The organism is Geodermatophilus siccatus, assembly GCF_900103785.1.
In the GTDB taxonomy this organism is placed as follows: Bacteria; Actinomycetota; Actinomycetes; order Mycobacteriales; family Geodermatophilaceae; genus Geodermatophilus; species Geodermatophilus siccatus.
Map to the genome: position 1 here is coordinate 100,042 of NZ_FNHE01000013.1, position 18,054 is coordinate 118,095.

Annotated in this window: 13 protein-coding genes; 7 read left to right on the forward strand and 6 right to left on the reverse strand. The window is 75.2% G+C overall.

Annotated features, from left to right (window positions below; all coding sequences use genetic code 11):
• Positions 1-101 precede the first annotated feature (101 nt).
• Together BLS21_RS21010 and BLS21_RS21015 are read right to left on the reverse strand one after the other, a co-directional pair.
• Entirely contained in the window at positions 102-1,355 is a 1,254-nt protein-coding gene (locus BLS21_RS21010) for a serine hydrolase domain-containing protein (RefSeq protein ID WP_091223130.1), read from the reverse strand.
• A 209-nt stretch (positions 1,356-1,564) separates the two neighbouring features.
• Entirely contained in the window at positions 1,565-1,849 is a 285-nt protein-coding gene (locus BLS21_RS21015) for an HU family DNA-binding protein (protein ID WP_091223132.1), read from the reverse strand.
• Positions 1,850-2,043: 194 nt separating this feature from the next.
• Here BLS21_RS21015 and BLS21_RS21020 point away from each other — a divergent pair, with 194 nt between their 5' ends.
• Positions 2,044-2,967 carry an aldo/keto reductase gene (locus tag BLS21_RS21020; RefSeq protein ID WP_091223134.1) on the forward strand — a complete coding sequence of 308 codons (924 nt, stop codon included), beginning with the start codon at positions 2,044-2,046 and terminating at the stop codon, positions 2,965-2,967.
• Here BLS21_RS21020 and BLS21_RS21025 read toward each other — a convergent pair whose 3' ends face one another.
• Entirely contained in the window at positions 2,968-4,110 is a 1,143-nt protein-coding gene (locus BLS21_RS21025) for an EAL domain-containing protein (RefSeq protein ID WP_245700632.1), read from the reverse strand.
• 129 nt (positions 4,111-4,239) lie between these two features.
• On the opposite strand from BLS21_RS21025, the gene BLS21_RS21030 reads away from it, so the two are divergent.
• The gene (locus BLS21_RS21030; RefSeq protein WP_091223136.1) at positions 4,240-6,978 is read left to right on the forward strand and encodes a SpoIIE family protein phosphatase; all 2,739 of its coding nucleotides are present in this window, start codon (positions 4,240-4,242) and stop codon (positions 6,976-6,978) included.
• Positions 6,979-6,991: 13 nt separating this feature from the next.
• On the opposite strand, the gene BLS21_RS21035 is transcribed toward BLS21_RS21030, so the two are convergent.
• A complete protein-coding gene (locus BLS21_RS21035; protein WP_091223138.1) occupies positions 6,992-7,711 on the reverse strand; it encodes a trimeric intracellular cation channel family protein in 720 nt (239 codons plus the stop codon).
• A 198-nt stretch (positions 7,712-7,909) separates the two neighbouring features.
• On the opposite strand from BLS21_RS21035, the gene BLS21_RS21040 reads away from it, so the two are divergent.
• Entirely contained in the window at positions 7,910-9,445 is a 1,536-nt protein-coding gene (locus tag BLS21_RS21040) for an amidase (protein WP_091223239.1), read from the forward strand.
• A gap of 135 nt (positions 9,446-9,580) precedes the next feature.
• Here BLS21_RS21040 and BLS21_RS21045 read toward each other — a convergent pair whose 3' ends face one another.
• Together BLS21_RS21045 and BLS21_RS21050 are read right to left on the reverse strand one after the other, a co-directional pair.
• Positions 9,581-11,593, reverse strand: a complete 2,013-nt coding sequence (locus tag BLS21_RS21045; protein ID WP_091223140.1) for an acyl-CoA dehydrogenase family protein — start codon at positions 11,591-11,593, stop codon at positions 9,581-9,583.
• A 77-nt stretch (positions 11,594-11,670) separates the two neighbouring features.
• Positions 11,671-12,318, reverse strand: a complete 648-nt coding sequence (locus BLS21_RS21050) for a TetR family transcriptional regulator (RefSeq protein ID WP_091223142.1) — start codon at positions 12,316-12,318, stop codon at positions 11,671-11,673.
• Positions 12,319-12,411: 93 nt separating this feature from the next.
• On the opposite strand from BLS21_RS21050, the gene BLS21_RS21055 reads away from it, so the two are divergent.
• From BLS21_RS21055 to BLS21_RS21070, 4 genes are all read left to right on the forward strand, one after another.
• Positions 12,412-13,698: an acetyl-CoA C-acetyltransferase gene (locus BLS21_RS21055; RefSeq protein WP_091223144.1), complete on the forward strand. Its 1,287-nt coding sequence runs from the start codon at positions 12,412-12,414 to the stop codon at positions 13,696-13,698.
• A 10-nt stretch (positions 13,699-13,708) separates the two neighbouring features.
• Positions 13,709-15,052: a 3-oxoacyl-ACP reductase gene (locus tag BLS21_RS21060; RefSeq protein WP_091223145.1), complete on the forward strand. Its 1,344-nt coding sequence runs from the start codon at positions 13,709-13,711 to the stop codon at positions 15,050-15,052.
• Entirely contained in the window at positions 15,052-15,909 is an 858-nt protein-coding gene (locus BLS21_RS21065) for a MaoC family dehydratase (RefSeq protein ID WP_091223241.1), read from the forward strand. Before BLS21_RS21060 ends, BLS21_RS21065 begins: the two co-directional genes overlap by 1 nt.
• A gap of 333 nt (positions 15,910-16,242) precedes the next feature.
• Complete coding sequence (locus tag BLS21_RS21070; protein ID WP_139177242.1) at positions 16,243-18,003, forward strand: fibronectin type III domain-containing protein; 1,761 nt, start codon at positions 16,243-16,245, stop codon at positions 18,001-18,003.
• Positions 18,004-18,054: the final 51 nt, after the last annotated feature.

The window sequence follows — 18,054 nt, forward strand, 5'->3', positions numbered from 1 at the left end:
TCGGTGATCAGCTGACCTGATCGTCCCGGGTCCTGGCTCACCACCGGTGGTGAGCCAGGACCCCGGACCGTGGTCCCAGCTGATCACCGGGGCGGACGGCTTCAGTCGACCAGGGCCTGGTTGACCAGTTGGCGCAGGTGGTTGCGGATGGGCAGCGTGCTCGACGGCAGCAGCTGCGTGTAGAAGCCGACGGTCACGTCCTCCACCGGGTCCACGTAGAAGGCGGTGGACGCCGCCCCGCCCCAGCTGTAGTCGCCGAGGCTGGACAGCACGCCGTAGCGCACCGGGTCGACCACCATCGAGAAGCCCAGCCCGAAGCCCACCCCGCGCAGCGGCGTCTCGGCGAACAGCGGCCGGCCGAAGGTCTCCAGGTCCTGGTTGCCCGGCAGGTGGTTGCGGGTCATCAGCGCGATCGTGCGGGAGCCCAGCAGCCGGCCGCCGTCGTAGGAGCCGCCGCGGCGCAGCAGCTCGACGAAGCGCAGGTAGTCCGCGGCGGTGGAGACCAGCCCGCCGCCGCCGGAGAGGAACGCCGGCTTGGAGAGCGCGGTCGCGCCCATGGCGTCCAGCGGCGCGAACCCGGTCGGGGCGCCGCCGGGCCGGCCGGGCACGGCTCCGTACAGCCGGGCCAGCGACTCCGGGTCGTCACCCTCGCGCAGGCCGAAGGAGGTGTCGGTCATGCCGAGCGGGGCGAAGATGCGCTGCGCGAAGAACTCGTCGAGCGGCTGGCCGGAGACCACCTCGACCAGTCGGCCCAGGACGTCGGTGGAGACGCCGTAGTTCCACTCCGAGCCGGGCTGGAAGACCAGCGGGATCGCGGCCCACTGACGGCAGACCTCGGCGGAGTCCGCGCCCGCGGGGGTGCCCCACTCGTGCCCGGCGGCCCGGTACATCGCGTCGACCGGGTGGGCGTGGTGGAAGCCGTAGGTGAGCCCGGAGGTGTGCGTGAGCAGGTGCCGGACCCGGATCGGCTCGACCTGCGGCTGGGTGACCGGCTTCTGGGCGGAGCCCGCGACGTAGACGCGGGTCTCGGCGAACTCCGGCAGCCAGCGGGAGATCGGGTCGGAGAGCTCGAAGGCGCCCTCCTCGTACAGCATCATCGCCGCGACCGAGGTGATCGGCTTGGTCATCGAGTAGATGCGCCAGCGGGTGTCCCGCTCCACGGGCAGGCCCGCCTCGACGTCGCGGTACCCGGACGAGCTGACGTGCACCAGGTGTCCGCGCCGGGCCACGGTCACCAGGTAGCCGGGCAGCTGGCCGTCGTCCACCCAGCGGTCCAGCCGGCGGTCCAGCCGGGTCAGCCGATGGGCGTCGAAGCCGACCTCGGTCGGGTCGGTGTCCACCTCGAGTGCCGTCACGGGTCCTCCGTCCCTCGTGCCGCCCGCCATCGGACGGCGACTGCCCGGGCATCCTCACCCACGCGGTCGTGGGCCCGGTCACAGGGGCAGCCGCCGTCCCGACGCGGACGGCGCCGGGAGGCGCCGATCAGGCCACGACGGCCCCGATCGGACGGGGACGTCGCTGGCACGCTCCCGATCAGACCGGGACGTCGCAGGGATGCTCCGGATCAGACGGGGACGTTGCTCGCGGCCTTCTTCAGGTTCGAGCCCGCGGTGACCTTGACCGTGTTGGCGGCGGGGATGTCGATCGACTCACCGGTCTGCGGGTTGCGGCCGGTGCGCGCGGAACGCTGGGTGCGCTCGACGGTCAGCAGGCCGGAGACGGCGACCTTCTCGCCGCGGGTGATCGCGTCGACGAGCTCGTCCTGGAGCCCGGCGAGCACCGAGTCCACGGTCGAGGTGGGCACGTCGGCCCGCTTGGCGATGGCGGAGACGAGTTCGGCCTTGTTCACGGGGTTCCTTCCGTGTCGGTGACAGAGCGTGCCGGACCGCGCCGGGTGGCGAGGTCGGACCGCAGGCACGGTGCCATGCGCCCCTGACAGTCCGCCACCGAGGGGGTCGAACGGGTCCCTCACGTCCCACCGGTCCCTCGAGGTCGGCCGGTTCCCGCGCGGCGCCCCGAGGGCCCCCGCCATAGCGTGGGGTCATGCCAGTGATCCCCGGGACCGACCCCGCCGTCAGCGACCTCTGCCTGGGCGGCAACGTGTTCGGCTGGACGGCGGACGAGCCGACGTCCTTCGCCCTGCTGGACCGGTTCACCGACGCGACGGTCAGCACCCTCGCGCCGTTCGTCGACACCGCGGAGTCCTACGGCCGCGGCGCCTCGGAGGAGATCCTCGGCAACTGGATGGCCGAGCGCGGCCTGCGCGACCGCATGGTGGTGGCGACCAAGGCCTCGCGGCTGGAGAAGGAGCACCCGCTGTCGGCCGCGGAGATCCGGAAGGCGGTCGAGGGGTCGCTGCGCCGGCTGCAGACCGACCGGATCGACCTCTACTACGCGCACTACGACGACGAGAGCACGCCGCTGGAGGAGACGCTGCGCGCGTTCGACGAGCTGGTCCAGGCGGGCAAGGTCCGCCACGTCGCGGCGTCGAACTACTCGCCGGAGCGGCTCACCGAGGCGCTGGAGACCTCCGAGCGGCTGGGGCTGACCCGGTACGTGGCGCTGCAGCCGCACTACAACCTCATGGAGCGGGCGGCGTACGAGGACGGGCTGCGCGACGTCGTGGCCGCCCACGATCTGGGCGTGCTGCCCTACTACGCGCTGGCCAAGGGCTTCCTGACCGGCAAGTACCGGGCCGGTGAGCAGGTCGACTCGCCGCGGGCGGAGGGCGCCTCGGCCTACGTGGGGGAGCGGGGCGACCGGGTGCTGGCCGCGCTGCGGCGGGTGGCCGACGGGCACGGGGTGACGGTCGCGGCGGTGGCGCTGCGCTGGCTGGCCGACCGGCCCACCGTCGTCTCGCCGATCGCCAGCGGCCGCTCGGTGGAGCAGCTGGCCGACCTGCTGCCCATGCAGGACCTCGTGCTCACCGAGGAGGAGACGCAGGCGTTGGACGCCGCCAGCGAGTGATCAGCGGGCGGTGATGGCGCCCGCGAGGTCCTCGACGCGCAGCAGGCCCACCGGGGCGCGGGTGGCGTCGGTGCAGACCACCGGGTCGAAGCGCTGCGCCGGCGGCCGCGTCATCGCCCGCTGCAGCGTCGCGGCGACGTCGTCCGTCAGGTGGGCCTGGAGTGACACCGGCGCCAGGTGCGGCTCGCCGGTGCGCGGGCAGGCCAGCCACAGCCCGACCGGCTCCCCCCGCCCGCCCACCAGCACCGCCGGGGGGACGGCGGGCGGTGGCCGCCCGACGTCGCACTGGCGCACCGGGCGCACGAGCGCGGCGAGCCCCGCGGAGACCCGGGTGCGGGCGGCGGAGGTGCGGACCAGGGCGGCGACCTCCGGGGCCAGCGGGGCGGGCTCCGGCGTCGGCCGGCCGAGCAGCCAGCCCTGCGCGAGCGGGACGCCGAGCCAGGCCAACGCGGCGAGCTCCCGGGCCGTCTCGACGCCCCCGGCCACGAGCCGGGCACCGGTCCGGCCGGCGAGGTCGCGCACGACCTCGGTGAGCGCCGTGCGGACCGGGTCGTCGTCGGCGCCGGTCACCAGGGCCCGGTCGAGGCTGACGAGCTCCGGGCGGACGGCGGCCACCAGCGGCAGGCCCGAGGCGGCGTCGTCCACCGCGACCAGGGCCCGGCGGGCCCGCAGGGCGTCGGTCTGCCGGCGCAGCGCGTCGAGGTCGTCGACCGGCGTGCGCCCCGCGAGCTGGACGACGACGCGGGACAGGTCCGGCCGGGTGGCGAGGGCCTCCTGGACCGGACCGCTGCCGAGCAGCTGCGGGCTGACGGGGACGGTGAGGGAGGTGCCCTCGGGCAGCAGCGGGACGGCGGCCAGCGCCTTGGTGACCGCCAGCGCCTCGAGCTCGGCGGCCAGGCCGCAGTCGGCGGCGGCGGCGTACCAGACGTCGGGCCCGGCGGTCCCCGGGAAGCGTGCGAGCGCCTCGTAGCCCACGACCCGCGCGGTGGCGAGGTCGACGACCGGCCGGAACACCGGCGTGAGGTCGTCGGGATCGGCCAGCAGCGGACGGCAGTCCGGCAGCCGGCTCGTGAGGATCGCCGTCATGGCCAGCCCATCGGCGTCGGCGCTGCCGGGCTCCACCCGGGACCGCGCTCGCCTCACCCGACGGGGTGGACGACGGGGGTGACACGTGCGGGGGACGTTGCGCGGCTGGAGAGGCGGTGCGTGCCAGGATGTGCGGTCGACGCGGCTGGCGCACGGGCCACCCACAGCGGACGAGGGAGCGCGCGCATGGCGTCGGCACCCCGGTCCCCGCGGTCCGACGTGCTGACCGACCCCTGGCGCGTCGCGGCGGCCCGGCGGCTGCTCGCCGAGGCCTCACCCGGCGTCCACGACCGGCTCGCCGAGCTCGCCGCGCGGCTGACGCAGGCCCCGGCGGCGCTGGTCTGCCTGGTCACCGACGTCGAGGTGCCCGTGGGGTCCTGCGGACTGCCGGCGTCGGTCGTCAGCGGTCCGCTGCCGCTCGACGGCTCCCCCTGCGCGGTGACCGTCGGGATCGGCGTCCCCGTCGTCGTCCCGGACGCGGCGCAGGACGAGCGGCTGGCCGCGCTGCCCGCGGCGGTCGACGGGTCGCTCGTCGCTTACCTCGGCGTCCCCCTGCGCGCCCGGTCCGGGCAGGTCGTCGGGACGCTGGCGGTGTTCGACGGCGTCCGGCGGGACTGGTCGCCGGAGCAGGTCCTCTCGCTGGGGCAGCTGGCCGCCTCGGTGGTCGCCGAGCTCGAGGTGTCCGCGGCCCGGTCGGCCGCGGACGCCTCCCTGGTGCGCCTGGAGCTGGCCCTGGAGGCCGGTGCCGTGGGGACCTGGGAGGTCGACCTGCGGCGGCACACCATCGACTGGGACGAGCGCTGCGCGGCGGTCTTCGGCTACGACTCCACCGTCCGGCTGGGGATGGACCGGCTGTTCGCCGAGCACGTGCACCCCGACGACCGGGAGCGCGCGCAGCAGGAGATGCAGGCCGCCGTCGACGCCCTGGCGCAGTACGCCGTCGAGCTGCGCGTGGTGCGCACCGACGGCGGGGTGCGCTGGACGATCAGCCGCGGCCGGGTCCTGGCCGGTCCGGACGGCGCGCCGCAGCGGATCGTGGGCACGGTCGTCGACGTCACCGAGGCCCACGAGCAGGTCGACCGGGAGCTCGACGCCGTCCGCCGCGCCGCCGCGATCGCCGAGGTCGCCGCCGAGCTGGCCGGCGCCACGCAGGTCACCCAGCTCGCCGAGATCGCGCTGCGCGCCGCCGCCGTCCTGGGGGCGGAGTCGATCGGGCTGGCGGTGTTCGACCCGCGCGACGACGAGCTGTACCTGCACCTGACCCGGCGCATCGTCGACAGCGTGGCCAGCGCGGCCGACGTCCGGCTCCCCGCCGGCGGGGTGCAGACGCCGCTGGACGACGAGCTGCCCACCCAGTGGGTCGCCCGGCACGGCGAGCCGCTGTTGTTCGCCGACGCGGCTGCGGCCGAGGCGCGGTTCCCGAGGATGGCCGAGGTCAACGCGGTGCTCGGCAGCCGGGCCCTGGCCGCGCTGCCGCTGCGGGTCGAGGGCCGGCTGCTCGGCAGCTTCGTCGTCGTCTGGACGACCGAGCACGCCTTTCCGGACCGGGACGTCGAGCTGCTCGAGGGGCTCACCGCCCAGATCGCGTTGACCGCCTCCCGGCTGCGGGCCGACGCCGTGCGCGCCGACGCGGTGGCCGCGATGACCGCGGCCACCGCCCGGCTGCAGCTGCTGGCCGACGCCGGCCGGGTGCTGTCGGGGACGCTGGAGATCACCCGGCAGGTCGGCCAGCTCGCCGACGTCGTCGTCCCCACCCTGGCCGACTGGTGCTGGCTGGTGGTCACCGACGAGCAGGGCCGGCTGCACGAGGTGGCCTCGGCGCACCGCGACCCCGGGCTGCGCGCCGAGCTGGAGCTGTACGTGCACTCGATGGTCGCGGTGATGACCGAGGAGGCGGCCGCGTCGGTGGTCACCCGCACCGGCCGCCCGCTCGTGCTGCCCCGGATCGACGCCGCGCGGATCGAGCGCGCCATACCCGAGCCGGCGACCCGCGAGCTGCTGGGCCGGCTCGGCCTGGCCTCGGGCGTCATCGTGCCGCTGGTCGCCCGCGGGCAGTCCCTCGGCGCGCTGGGCCTGTTCAACGGCGCGGAGCGGGGACCGCACACGCCCGCCGAGGTGGAGACCGCGGTCGAGGTGGGCCGCCGGGCCGGGCTGGCGCTGCACCACGCCCGGCTCTACGGCCAGCAGCGGGCGTTGGCGGGGGCGCTGCAGCACAGCATGCTCACCGACCCGCCGGAGCCGGAGCACTGCGAGATCGTCGTCCGGTACGTGCCCGCCGCGGAGGGCGCGGAGATCGGCGGCGACTGGTACGACGCGTTCCTCGAGCCGGGCGGGGCCACCGTGCTGGCCATCGGCGACGTCGCCGGCCACGACGTGCGGGCCGCCGCGGCGATGGGGCAGCTGCGCGGCCTGCTGCGTGGGATCAGCTACTCCAGCGGCGCCCCGCCGGCGCAGGTGCTGACCCAGGTCGACCGCGCCGTCCGCGGGCTGGGGCTGGACACGATGGCCACGGCGGTGGTCGCGCGCCTCGAGCGGGGGGACGACGACCTGTCCGTCGACCGGACGCTGCTGCGCTGGTCCAGCGCCGGCCACCCGCCGCCGGTGCTGCTCCGGCCCGACGGGCAGGTGGAGGTGCTCGACGGGGACCTGCCGGACCTGCTGCTCGGCGTCGACCCGTCGGTGCAGCGGCACGACCGGGTCACCGTCCTCCCCGCCGGCAGCACGGTCTTCCTGCACACCGACGGGCTGGTCGAGCGCCGCGACCGGGACCTCGACACCGGCACCGCCGCGCTGGTGTCCGTGCTGGCCGAGTACGCCGCGCTGCCGCTGGCCGACCTGTGCGACCGGGTGCTCGAGCGGCTGTTCCTGCCCGACGCCGAGGACGACGTCGCGCTGCTCGCCGTCCGGCTGACGACCCCGGCCTGACGCCGAACTCCGCTCAGCGGCGGTCGCGGCGGCGCCAGCGGGCCGGACGCACGGCGCGCACGCGCAGCAGCCGGTGACGCGCCCGGCCGGGCAGGTCGACGGCGACCGGGGCCTCCCAGCCGCGCCACACCGAGAGCACGCGCAGCGCGGCGACCAGCACGATGACCAGCGCGGCGACCAGGATCGGGTCGAGGCCGGCCGGGCCGGAGAGCACGGTGAGCGCGATGCCCCCGAGCAGTGCGGCGACCGCGTTGTACGGGCCGGGCTGCACGATGTCGGCGCGCTGGGCCAGCAGCACGTCGCGGATCACCGCGCCGCCGACCGCGGTGACCGTGCCGACGAAGACCACGCTGGCACTGGGCAGGGCGGCCAGCTGCGCCTTCTGCGCGCCGATGACGGTGAAGAAGCCGAGGGTGACGGCGTCGAGGACGACGAGCAGGCCGGTCAGCCGGGACAGCCAGCCGGAGAAGTAGAACGTCACCGTCGCGGCGACGGTCACCGTGGGCAGGTAGGCGGGGTTGGTCAGGGCGACCGGCGGCAGGTCGCCGAGCAGCACGTCGCGCACCAGCCCGCCGCCGAGCCCGCCGGTGAAGGCCAGCAGCAGCACGCCGGAGACGGCGAATCCCTCGCGGGCGGCGAGCAGCCCCCCGGTCAGCGCGCCCACCACGATCGCCGCGAGGTCGACCGCCGCCGGCACCCGCAGCGTCTCGGTGGCCGCGGCCAGGATCTCCACGGCGGGGATTGTCCTCGGGGGCCCACTTCCGCCGAGATCACGGGGTTCTCGTCGGTCGTTGCGGCGTGTCGGGCCGTGTCGGCGGCGACGACCCCGTGATCGACACGGCGAGGAGGGCGTCGCCGCCGGTGACAGGAGGGCGCGGACGCCGCTAGCTTGCGGCTCCGGCTCCACCCGCCGCTCGCCGAGGAGGTCCCCATGGCCGTCCGCCGTCCCGGCAAGGACGACGTCGCCGCGCTCGCCCGTTCCTACGGGATGCAGCCCAGCGACGCCGACCTCGACACCTACTCCGTGCTGGTCGCCGGCGCCTTCGACTCCTACGACGCGGTCGAGGAGCTGTACGCCGGCATCGCCCCGCAGGCACCTGACGACCGGCCGAGCACCCGCCCGGCCGAGGGGGACGACCCGCTGGGCGCCTGGTACGTCCGGACCGAGATCCGCGGGAGCGACCACGGCCCGCTGGTCGGCCGGACCGTGGCGGTCAAGGACAACGTGGAGGTCGCCGGCGTCCCGATGATGAACGGCTCGCACACGCTCGAGGGCTTCGTCCCCCAGCGGGACGCGACCGTGGTCAGCCGGTTGCTCGCGGCCGGCGCGACGATCACCGGGAAGGCCGTCTGCGAGGACCTCTGCTTCTCCGGCGGCAGCCACACCTCCGTCACCGGCCCGGTGCGCAACCCGTGGGACCCGTCCCGCACCACCGGGGGCAGCTCCAGCGGCAGCGCGGCGCTGGTCGCCGCCGGGGAGGTCGACCTGGCGATCGGCGGTGACCAGGGCGGCTCGATCCGGATGCCCGCGGCGTTCAGCGGCATCGTCGGCCACAAGCCCACCCACGGCCTGGTGCCCTACACCGGGGCGTTCCCCATCGAGCTGACCCTCGACCACCTGGGCCCGATGACCCGCACCGTCGCCGACGCCGCGGCGATGCTCGACGTCCTCGCCGGCCGCGACGGCCTGGACCCCCGCCAGCCGGGCGGCCTGCAGCCCCAGCAGTACGCGGCGGCTCTGGACGGCGACGTCTCCGGGCTGCGGGTCGGGGTCGTCGCCCAGGGCTTCGGCTGGGAGGAGCTCTCCGAGGACGGTGTCGACGACACCGTCCGGGCGGCCGCCGGACGGCTGCGGGAGCTGGGCGTCGAGGTGGTGGACGTCGACCTGCCCTGGCACCGGCACGCGATCCACGTCTGGAACGTCATCGCCACGGACGGCGCGGCGACCCAGATGATCAACGGCGAGGGGTACGGGCACAACTGGGAGGGCCTCTACGACCCCGAGCTCGTGGAGCACTACGGCCGGCAGCGACGGGAGGTGGCCGACCGCTGGTCACCCACGGTGACCCTCGTCGCGCTGGCCGGGCGCTGGTCGGCCCAACAGCTGCACGGTCGCCACTACGCGATGGCCCAGGACCTCGCCATCGAGCTGCGCGAGCGCTACGACCAGGCCCTCGGCCACGTCGACCTGCTGGTGATGCCGACCGTGCCGATGGTCGCCCCGGAGATCCCGGCGCCGGACGACCCGCTGGAGGTCCGCGTCGCCCGGGCGCTGGAGATGATCGTCAACTGCGCGCCGTTCGACGTCAGCGGCCACCCGGCCACCAGCGTCCCGGCCGGGCTCTCGCAGGGGCTGCCGGTGGGGATGATGCTGGTCGGCCGCCGGTTCGAGGACACCACCCCGCTGAAGGTGGCGCACGCCTTCGAGCAGCTGGTCGGCGGCTTCCCGGGCCCGCCGGCCCGCTGACCCGCTCGCTCCGACCCCGCCGTGATCATGGGGTCGTCGTCGGCCGATGCGGCGTGTCGAGCCGTGTCGGCGGCGACGACCCCGTGATCAACGGAGAAGGGGAGAGGGCGGGGGCAGGAGGACGAGGTCTCCCTCCTACTGGGCGGGCGGGACCTCCAGCGACGTCGCCGTCCCGCGGCGCAGCTCGGCGTCGTGGGCGCACATCGCCTCCTGGCGGCCGGGCTCCTCGCGCAGGATCGCCGCGCCCTTCCAGTCCTCCGGGATGGCGAAGGCGTCGACCAGCGTGACCATGTGCGGGCGCAGATCCTTGAGCAGCGCGTTCACCGTGGCGGTGAGCGCCTTGGAGCGGTTCGGGGTGAGCCGGCCGTGCTCGAGGAACCAGGCCCGGTCGGCCTCGATGGTCGTGAGCGCGTACAGGTCGCAGACGCGCTCGAGCAGGGCCCGCGCGTCGACGTCGGTCGTCCGCTCGATGCCGGCGACGAAGGCCTCCAGCACGACGCGGTCGATGTGCGCCTGCGCCGTCCGCAGCACGTGGTCCTGGACGTCGTTGAAGACGTCGAAGGGCCGGACGTCGGGGGTCTCCGCGCCGCGCCGCAGCCGCCGGATCGCGCTCTCGAGCAGGTGCTTCTCGCGGTCCTCGAGCATCTTCAGCTGCCAGCCGCGGTCGAGCAGCGGCACCTCGTCCTCCCGGCCGGGGACGGCGTCGACGAGCCGGGCGATCAGGCCGCGGGCCGCCGTCCGCTCGAGCACGGTCTCGCGGACCATGTCGGCGATGAACCCGACCCTGCCCCAGCCGTCGAGCGAGCCGAAGGCGTCGCGGTAGCCGGTGAGCAGGCCCTTGGCGACCAGCTGCAGCAGGACGGTGTTGTCCCCCTCGAAGGTGGTGAACACGTCGGTGTCGGCCTTGAGGTGCGGCAGCCGGTTCTCCTGCAGGTAGCCCGCACCGCCGCAGGCCTCGCGGGCCGTCTGGATGGTCCGCGTGGCGTGCCAGGTCTGGGCGGCCTTGAGACCGGCGGCCCGGGACTCCAGCTCGCGCTGCGCGCCCTCGTCCACGTGCTCGGCGCCCTGGACGTCGTGCATGGTGCCGACCAGCTCCTCCTGCGCGAAGGAGTACGCGTAGGTGGCGGCCAGCGCCGGCAGGAGCTTGCGCTGGTGCACGAGGTAGTCGTTGAGCAGGACCTCGCGGTCGGCGCCCGGCGCGGAGAACTGCCGGCGGGTCTCGCCGTAGCGGACGGCGATGTCGAGGGCGAGCTTGGTCGCCGCCGACGCGGAGCCGCCGACGCTCACCCGGCCGCGCACCAGGGTGCCCAGCATGGTGAAGAAGCGGCGCGTCTCGTTCTCGATCGAGCTGGTGTAGGTGCCGTCGGGCGCGACCGAGCCGTAGCGGTCGAGCAGCATGTCCCGCGGCACGGTCACGTGGTCGAAGCTCAGCCGGCCGTTGTCGACGCCGAGCAGGCCGGCCTTGGGCCCGTCGTCGCCGATGGTGACCCCCGGCATCGGGTTGCCCTGCTCGTCGCGGATCGGCACCAGCCAGGCGTGCACCCCGTGCCTCCTGCCCTGGGTCACCAGCTGGGCGAAGACGACTGCCATCCGGCCGTCCTCCGCCGCGTTGCCGATGTAGTCCTTGCGGGCGGCCTGGTGCGGGGTGTGCAGGTCGAAGGTCTGCGTCCCGGGGTCGTAGGTGCACGTCGTCCGCAGCTGCTGGACGTCGGAGCCGTGCCCGGTCTCGGTCATGGCGAAGCAGCCGGGCAGGTCGAAGCCCATGATGTCGCGCAGGTAGGCCTCGTGGTGCCGCTCGGTGCCCAGCGCCTGCACGGCGCCGCCGAACAGGCCCCACTGGACGCCGGCCTTCACCATCAGCGACAGGTCGGTGAAGGCCAGCATCTCGATCGAGGTGACCGAGCCGCCGGCGTCGTCCTCACCCCCGTACTCCTCGGGGAAGCCGAGGGTGACCCGGCCGGACCGGGCGATCTTCGCCGCCATGCGGGTGACCCGCTCGCGGGCCTCGTGCACGGTCTCGCCGTAGACCGGCAGCAGGTCCGGGTCGTGCAGGTTCTCGCGCGCGTCGCGGCGCACGTGGCCCCAGCGGCCGTCGAGCACCTCGGTGAGCGTCTTCGCGTCCACCGCGTGCGGCAGGCTCGTCGTCACTCGCTCCTCCTCGCTGGCGCTCGTCGCCCGAGCGCCGACAGTCGTGCTGTGTCGTCTGCGTGCCCTCGCGAGCTCGGTCACGGTTGTTCCTCCTTGCGGGACACGACGCCGGAGAGCCCGGCCCAGGCGAGATCGGTCAGGTGTGCGGCGAGTTCCACCCGGGGCATCGGACGGTCGGCCTGCAGCCACCAGTCGGCGGCCGAGCGGACGAGGCCGACCAGGCCGTGGCCCCACGGGAGCGCGGCGGCGGGGTCGCGGCCGGCCTGCTCCAGGGCCACGGCGACCAGCGCCGCCGCCTGGTTGCCCACGAGGGAGGAGAGGTTGGCGATCGGGTCCGTGTCACCAGGGGCGGCCGGGCGGTCCGGTGCCTGGACGACGAACCGGTAGAGCTCGGGATCGGCCTCGAGGAACGCCAGGTAGGTCTCGACGGCGGCGGCCACCATCTGCCGCGGCTCGCCGCTGCGCTCCATCGCCTCGCGCAGGCGCGCTGTGAGGGAGTCGGCGACCCGGGCGCAGACGGCGACGTGCAGCTCGGTGCGGTCGGCGAAGTGCCGGTAGACGACGGTCTTGCTGGTGCCGGCGGCGGTCGCGATCTCCTCCATGCCGACGCCCGCGCCGTGCCGGCCCACGGCGGCGATGGTCGCGTCGACCAGCTGCTCCCGGCGGGCGCGACGGTGCTCGTCCCACCGCGAGTCGCGCCGGTCCCGCCGCGTCCCGATCTTCACGACACCAACGGTACCTGATACTCTGGGTACCAGACATCTGTCGGGACGGCGCCGTGTCGTCCCTGCCCCCATCCAGTGATCCGGAGGGCCCCGATGGCTCCGCAGACCCGGAAGGCCGCGATCGTCGGCGGCAACCGCATCCCCTTCGCCCGCGCGAACTCCGCGTACGCGCAGGCGTCCAACCAGGACATGCTCACCGCGACGCTGGACGGGCTGGTCGCCCGCTTCGGGCTGCAGGGTCGGCAGCTGGGCGAGGTCGTCGCCGGGGCGGTCCTCAAGCACTCCCGTGACTTCAACCTGACCCGCGAGGCGGTGCTCGGCTCGCGGCTCTCGGCCGCCACCCCCGCCTACGACGTGCAGCAGGCCTGCGGCACCGGGCTCGAGGCCGCGATCCTCGTCGCCAACAAGATCGCGCTGGGGCAGATCGAGTCCGGCATCGCCGGCGGCGTCGACACCACGTCCGACGCCCCCTTGGCCATCCACGACGAGATGCGCCGCGTCCTGATCGCGCTCAGCAGCGCCAGGACGCTCCGGCAGCGGCTCGAGGCCCTCGCCGGCGTGCGACCCGGGATGTTCGTGCCCGAGGCCCCGCGCAACGCCGAGCCGCGCACCGGCCTGTCGATGGGGGAGCACCAGGCGATCACCGCCAGGCAGTGGGGGATCAGCCGCGAGGACCAGGACGAGCTGGCCGTCCGCTCGCACCGGAACCTCGCCGCCGCCTACGACCGCGGCTTCTTCGACGACCTGGTCACCCCCTACCTGGGCCTGGCCCGTGACGAGAACCTGCGGCCGGACACCTCGGTGGAGAAGCTCGCGGAGCTCGAGCCGGTCTTCGGCACGGGCGACCCCGACGCCACCATGACCGCGGGCAACTCGACGCCGCTGTCCGACGGCGCCTCCGCGGTCCTGCTGGCCTCCGACGAGTGGGCCGCGTCCCGCGGGCTCCCCGTGCTCGCCCACCTGGTCGACGCCCAGACCGCCGCCGTCGACCACGTGCACGGCGGCGAGGGCCTGCTGATGGCCCCGGCGTACGCCGTCCCGGTGCTGCTGGCCCGCAACGGCCTGACGCTGCAGGACTTCGACTACTACGAGGTCCACGAGGCGTTCGCCTCGACGGTGCTCGCCACGCTGGCGGCCTGGGAGGACCCGGCGTTCTGCAAGGAGCGGCTCGGCCTGGACGCCCCGCTGGGCGCCATCGACCGGTCGAGGCTCAACGTCAACGGCTCGTCGCTGGCGGCCGGCCACCCGTTCGCCGCGACCGGCGGGCGGATCGTCGCCTCGCTGGCCAAGCAGCTGCACGAGGCGGGTCCCGGAAAGCGCGGCCTGATCTCCGTCTGCGCGGCCGGCGGCCAGGGCGTCGTCGCCGTCCTCGAGTCCTGAAGGAGTACCCGTGGGTGACTGGTACCGCGACTTCGCCAACTCCGGCGTCGGGTCGACCCTGGTCGAGCAGCTCGGCCTGCCCCGCCCGGCCGTGCTGCGCCGCCACGAGCCGGGCGCACCGCTGCTGACCGGCCCGGCCGTCGTCGGCACCGCCGGCGAGGGCCGGCTGCACGAGACCGTGATCCGCGTGCTCGAGGACGCCGGCGTCCCCGTGCAGCCGCCGGCGGCCACCGACGGCGAGCGGCTGGGCGCCGTGCTGCTCGACGCCACCGGCGTGACCTCCCCGGCCGACCTGGCCGCGGTCCACGAGTTCCTCGCCCCGGCGCTCAGGCGGCTCGGCCCCTCCGGCCGGGTGCTGGTGCTGGCCGGACCGCCGTCGGACGCCGGCTCGCCGGCGCAGGCCGCCGCCCGGCAGGCACTGGAGGGCCTGGTCCGCTCGGTCGCCAAGGAGCTGCGCAACGGCGCGACGGCGAACCTGCTGGTCGTGCCGGCCGGCGCGGAGGCCGCCGTGCCCGGCCCGGTCCGCTTCTTCCTCTCCGGCCGCTCGGCCTACGTCGACGGCCAGGTGGTCCCCCTGACGGCCACCGACGTCCCGGCGGGCGAGGACGCGGAGCGCCCGCTGGCCGGGAAGGTCGCCGTCGTCACCGGGGCCGCGCGCGGCATCGGCGCGTCCATCGCTCGAGTGATGGCCCGCGACGGCGCCTCCGTGGTCGGCGTCGACGTCCCCGCCGCCGGCCAGTCGCTGGCCGAGGTGGCCAACGAGATCGGCGGGACGGCGTTCCAGCTCGACATCACCGCGCCCGACGCCGCGCAGCGGCTGATCGCCCACCTGCGGGAGCGGCACGGCGGGGTGGACATCGTCGTCCACAACGCCGGCATCACCCGCGACAAGCTGCTGGTGAACATGGACGCCGCCCGCTGGAACCCGGTGATGGCGGTCAACCTGCAGGCGCAGCTCGACACCACCCAGGCGCTGCTCGACGCCGACGGTCTGCTGCGGACCGGCGCCCGGGTGGTCTGCGTGAGCTCGCAGTCGGGCATCGCCGGCAACCGCGGCCAGACGAACTACGCGGCGTCCAAGGCCGGCGTCATCGGCATGGTGCGGGCGTGGGCGCCGGCGTTCGCCGAGCGCGGCGCGACGATCAACGCGGTCGCGCCGGGGTTCATCGTCACCGAGATGACGGCGACGATGCCGTTCGGCACCCGCGAGGTCGGCTCCCGGATCAACTCGCTGCAGCAGGGCGGCCTGCCGGTGGACGTCGCGGAGACGATCGCCTGGCTGTCCCAGCCCAGCGCCGCCGGCGTCAACGGCCAGGTCGTGCGGGTGTGCGGCCAGTCCTTCCTGGGGGCGTGATGGCCCGCACCGTGTTGGAGGCCGCGCCGTCGATGCCGGCGCTGTTCGCGCGGGCCGTGGCCACCGCACGCGGCCGCGGCGGCGACCTGCCCGACACCCGGCTGGCCCGCACCGGCGTCCGCGTGGAGGCCGCCGACCTGGCCGCCTACGACCGGGTCTGCGGTTTCCCGCTGGCCGATCCGCTCCCCGCCACGTACCCGCACGTGCTGACGTTCCCGCTGCAGCTGGCGCTCATGAGCGACCGGGCGTTCCCGCTCGCCCTGCCGGGCCTGGTGCACGTGCGCAACCGGGTCGACGTGCTGCGGCCGGTCCGGGTCGACGAGGCGCTCGACCTCGAGGTGTGGGCCGAGCGGTTCGCCCGGCACCCACGCGGGGTGACGGTCGACCTGTGCGCGTCGGTCTCGACCGGCGGCGCCGAGGTGTGGCGCTCGCGGTCGACGTACCTGGCCCGCGGCGCGGAGGCGCCGGAGGGCGCGCCGCGGTCCGACCTCTCGCTGTCGGTCGGGGACCTGCCGCGTCCCGTCGCCACCTGGCGGGTACCCGACGACGCCGGACGCCGCTACGCGCGGGTCTCCGGCGACGTGAACCCGATCCACCTCTCCGGGCTGACCGCCAAGGCCTTCGGCTTCAAGCGGGCGATCGCGCACGGCATGTGGGTGGAGGCGCGGGCGCTCGCCGCACTGACGGGGCGGCTGCCCGACGCGATGGCGGTCGACGTGGTGTTCCGGAAGCCGCTGTACCTGCCCTCGACGGTCACCCTCGCGACCGCTCCGGTGGACGGAGGCGGCTGGGACCTCGCCGTCCGCAACGCGAGCACCGGCGCCGACCACCTGCTGGGGACCGTTCGGCCGCTCTGATCCCGCCACTCCCGCGCGATCATGGCGCCGGGACCACGCCCGGAGCTGCCCCGGTGGTCGCGGCGCCATGATCGTTCCGGGGACGGCGGCGCGGCCCGTCCACGCGTCGATGCCAGTGTGACGGCTGGTGCGACTGCGCCTGACGACCGCGTCACCTCCCGCGACAGGCGGACGAGATCGGCCGTGACCCGCGCGGAAGGTGATCTTGTCGGGGTGCGCCCGGGAAGCCGGGCGACGTGCCCGGCGCCCCGGGTCCTCCGATGGGAGTGCGACGTGCGTACCGCGTCACCCGCCCGTCGCGCCGTCGGCCTGCTGGCCGTCGGAGCGATCGGCATGTCCACAGTGGTCCTGGGCGCAGGTGCGGCCCAGGCCACCCCCACACTCGAGCCGTTCGCGGGCACGGTCAGCGGCGATCCCGGCGGCCAGGACACCCGCATCACCGTCCCCGCCGGCTACTGCGCCATCGACTGGGACCTCCGCGGCGCCCAGGGCGGGGCGTCCGACGGCACGCCGGGCGGCCTCGCCGGTCGCCTGCAGGGGACCACCTGGGTCCGCGAGGGCGACCAGTACCTGCTCCAGCCCGGCGAGGTGGGCGGTTCCGCCGACCAGCCGACCGGCGGACGCAGTGGGTCGACGACCAGCGAGTCGATCACCTTCGGGCCCGTGACGACCGGTGAGCCCGGCGACTCCGGCGAGCTCGTGCGGACGAGTGGTGGGGGTGGTGCCTCCGCTGTCCGCCACGGCGGCACCGCGGAGGGTCTGGTGCTGATGCTGGCGTACGGCGGCGACGGCGCCTCCAGCCAGGGCTGGGGACCGCTCCCCGAGGGCGGTGGACGCGGCTACAACGTCTTCGGCGGGGGGACGCACGCCGCCGCGGGGGAGGCCCTCGAGTCCGAGTGGACCGCCGGGGGAGCGGGCAGCATCGGCTACGAGGGCGTCCCCTGCGAGTACAGCCCCGAGCCGCCCGTCATCCAGCACGCGCTGCCCACCGGCGCGGACGCCATCACCGTCCGGTTCTGGGCGCCGAACGACGAGCGGGAACTCGACGCCCGGGCGGACGTGACCGGCTACGAGATCACCCTGGACGGCGGCACGACGTGGCGCCCGATCACCCCCACCCGGACCGACCAGACCCCCGCGCTGACCGTCACCGTGACCGGGCTCGACCAGGGCACGTACCCCGTGGCCGTCCGCGCGACCAGCAGCATCGGCCCGAGCGCGGCGAGCACGGTGTTCCCCGCGCGCGTCGTCCGGCCGCTCGGGACCCCGACCGGCGTGACGGCGAGCGTCGGCACCTCCTCGATCCGGGTCGCCTTCGAGCACCCGGCCGATGACTCCGGGATCCTCGGGTACACGGCCAGCGCCTTCCCGGACGCCGAGTGGGAGGACATCCAGGACACGTGGCCCACCGCCGGTGCCGTCTGGTGCGACGCCCAGGCCGACGAGAACGGCTGCCTGATCGGCGTGCCCGCCGGCTACAGCTACTCGGTCGTCGTCTACGCCCGGGGTGAGGACGGCTACATCGGCGCCGACACCGCGCCGATCGTCACCGAGGTCGTCCCCGGCCCGCAGCAGCCCGCCGCGGCCCCGGCCGGCGACGGCCCGCTGAGCACGGAGGACGGTCGGATCGACCAGGTCACCCCGGGTGAGGAGGTGGTCCTGACCGGGAGCGGCTTCCTGCCGTTCTCCACGGTCGTCCTGACCATGTACTCGACCCCGACGCCGCTGGGGACGGCGGTCGTCGGGGCCGACGGGACCTTCACGGCCACCGTGACGATCCCCTCCGGGGTCGCCGCCGGGACGCACGCGCTGGTCGCCTCCGGGATCGACGACTCGGGCGCCCCCTACGCCCTCCGGATGGACGTCACCCTCACCGGCGCCACCGCCGGCCCGGCCGGGACGTCCGGCTCGACCGGCACCACCGTGCCCACCGAGGCGTCCACCCCCGGCTCGGCCGGCTCCACCGGCTCCGGCGAGGCCGGCGCCCTGGCGTTCACCGGGGCGTCGGTCGTGGTGCCGGGCGTCGCCGGCCTGGTCACGCTCGTGGCCGGCGGTGCCCTGGTCCTGCTGGGACGACGGCGCGCGGCGCGCTGACCAGCCGATGACGACGGGGTCGTCCCGGTGCTCTCGGGAGCACCCGGGCGA

Excerpts from the sequence above, each read along its gene's own strand:
- BLS21_RS21020 (WP_091223134.1), top strand. The coding sequence starts at position 2,044 with ATGCCAGTGATCCCCGGGACCGACCCCGCCGTCAGCGACCTCTGCCTG.
- BLS21_RS21030 (WP_091223136.1), top strand. The coding sequence starts at position 4,240 with ATGGCGTCGGCACCCCGGTCCCCGCGGTCCGACGTGCTGACCGACCCC.
- BLS21_RS21040 (WP_091223239.1), top strand. The coding sequence starts at position 7,910 with ATGGCCGTCCGCCGTCCCGGCAAGGACGACGTCGCCGCGCTCGCCCGT.
- BLS21_RS21055 (WP_091223144.1), top strand. The coding sequence starts at position 12,412 with ATGGCTCCGCAGACCCGGAAGGCCGCGATCGTCGGCGGCAACCGCATC.
- BLS21_RS21065 (WP_091223241.1), top strand. The coding sequence starts at position 15,052 with ATGGCCCGCACCGTGTTGGAGGCCGCGCCGTCGATGCCGGCGCTGTTC.
- BLS21_RS21070 (WP_139177242.1), top strand. The coding sequence starts at position 16,243 with ATGTCCACAGTGGTCCTGGGCGCAGGTGCGGCCCAGGCCACCCCCACA.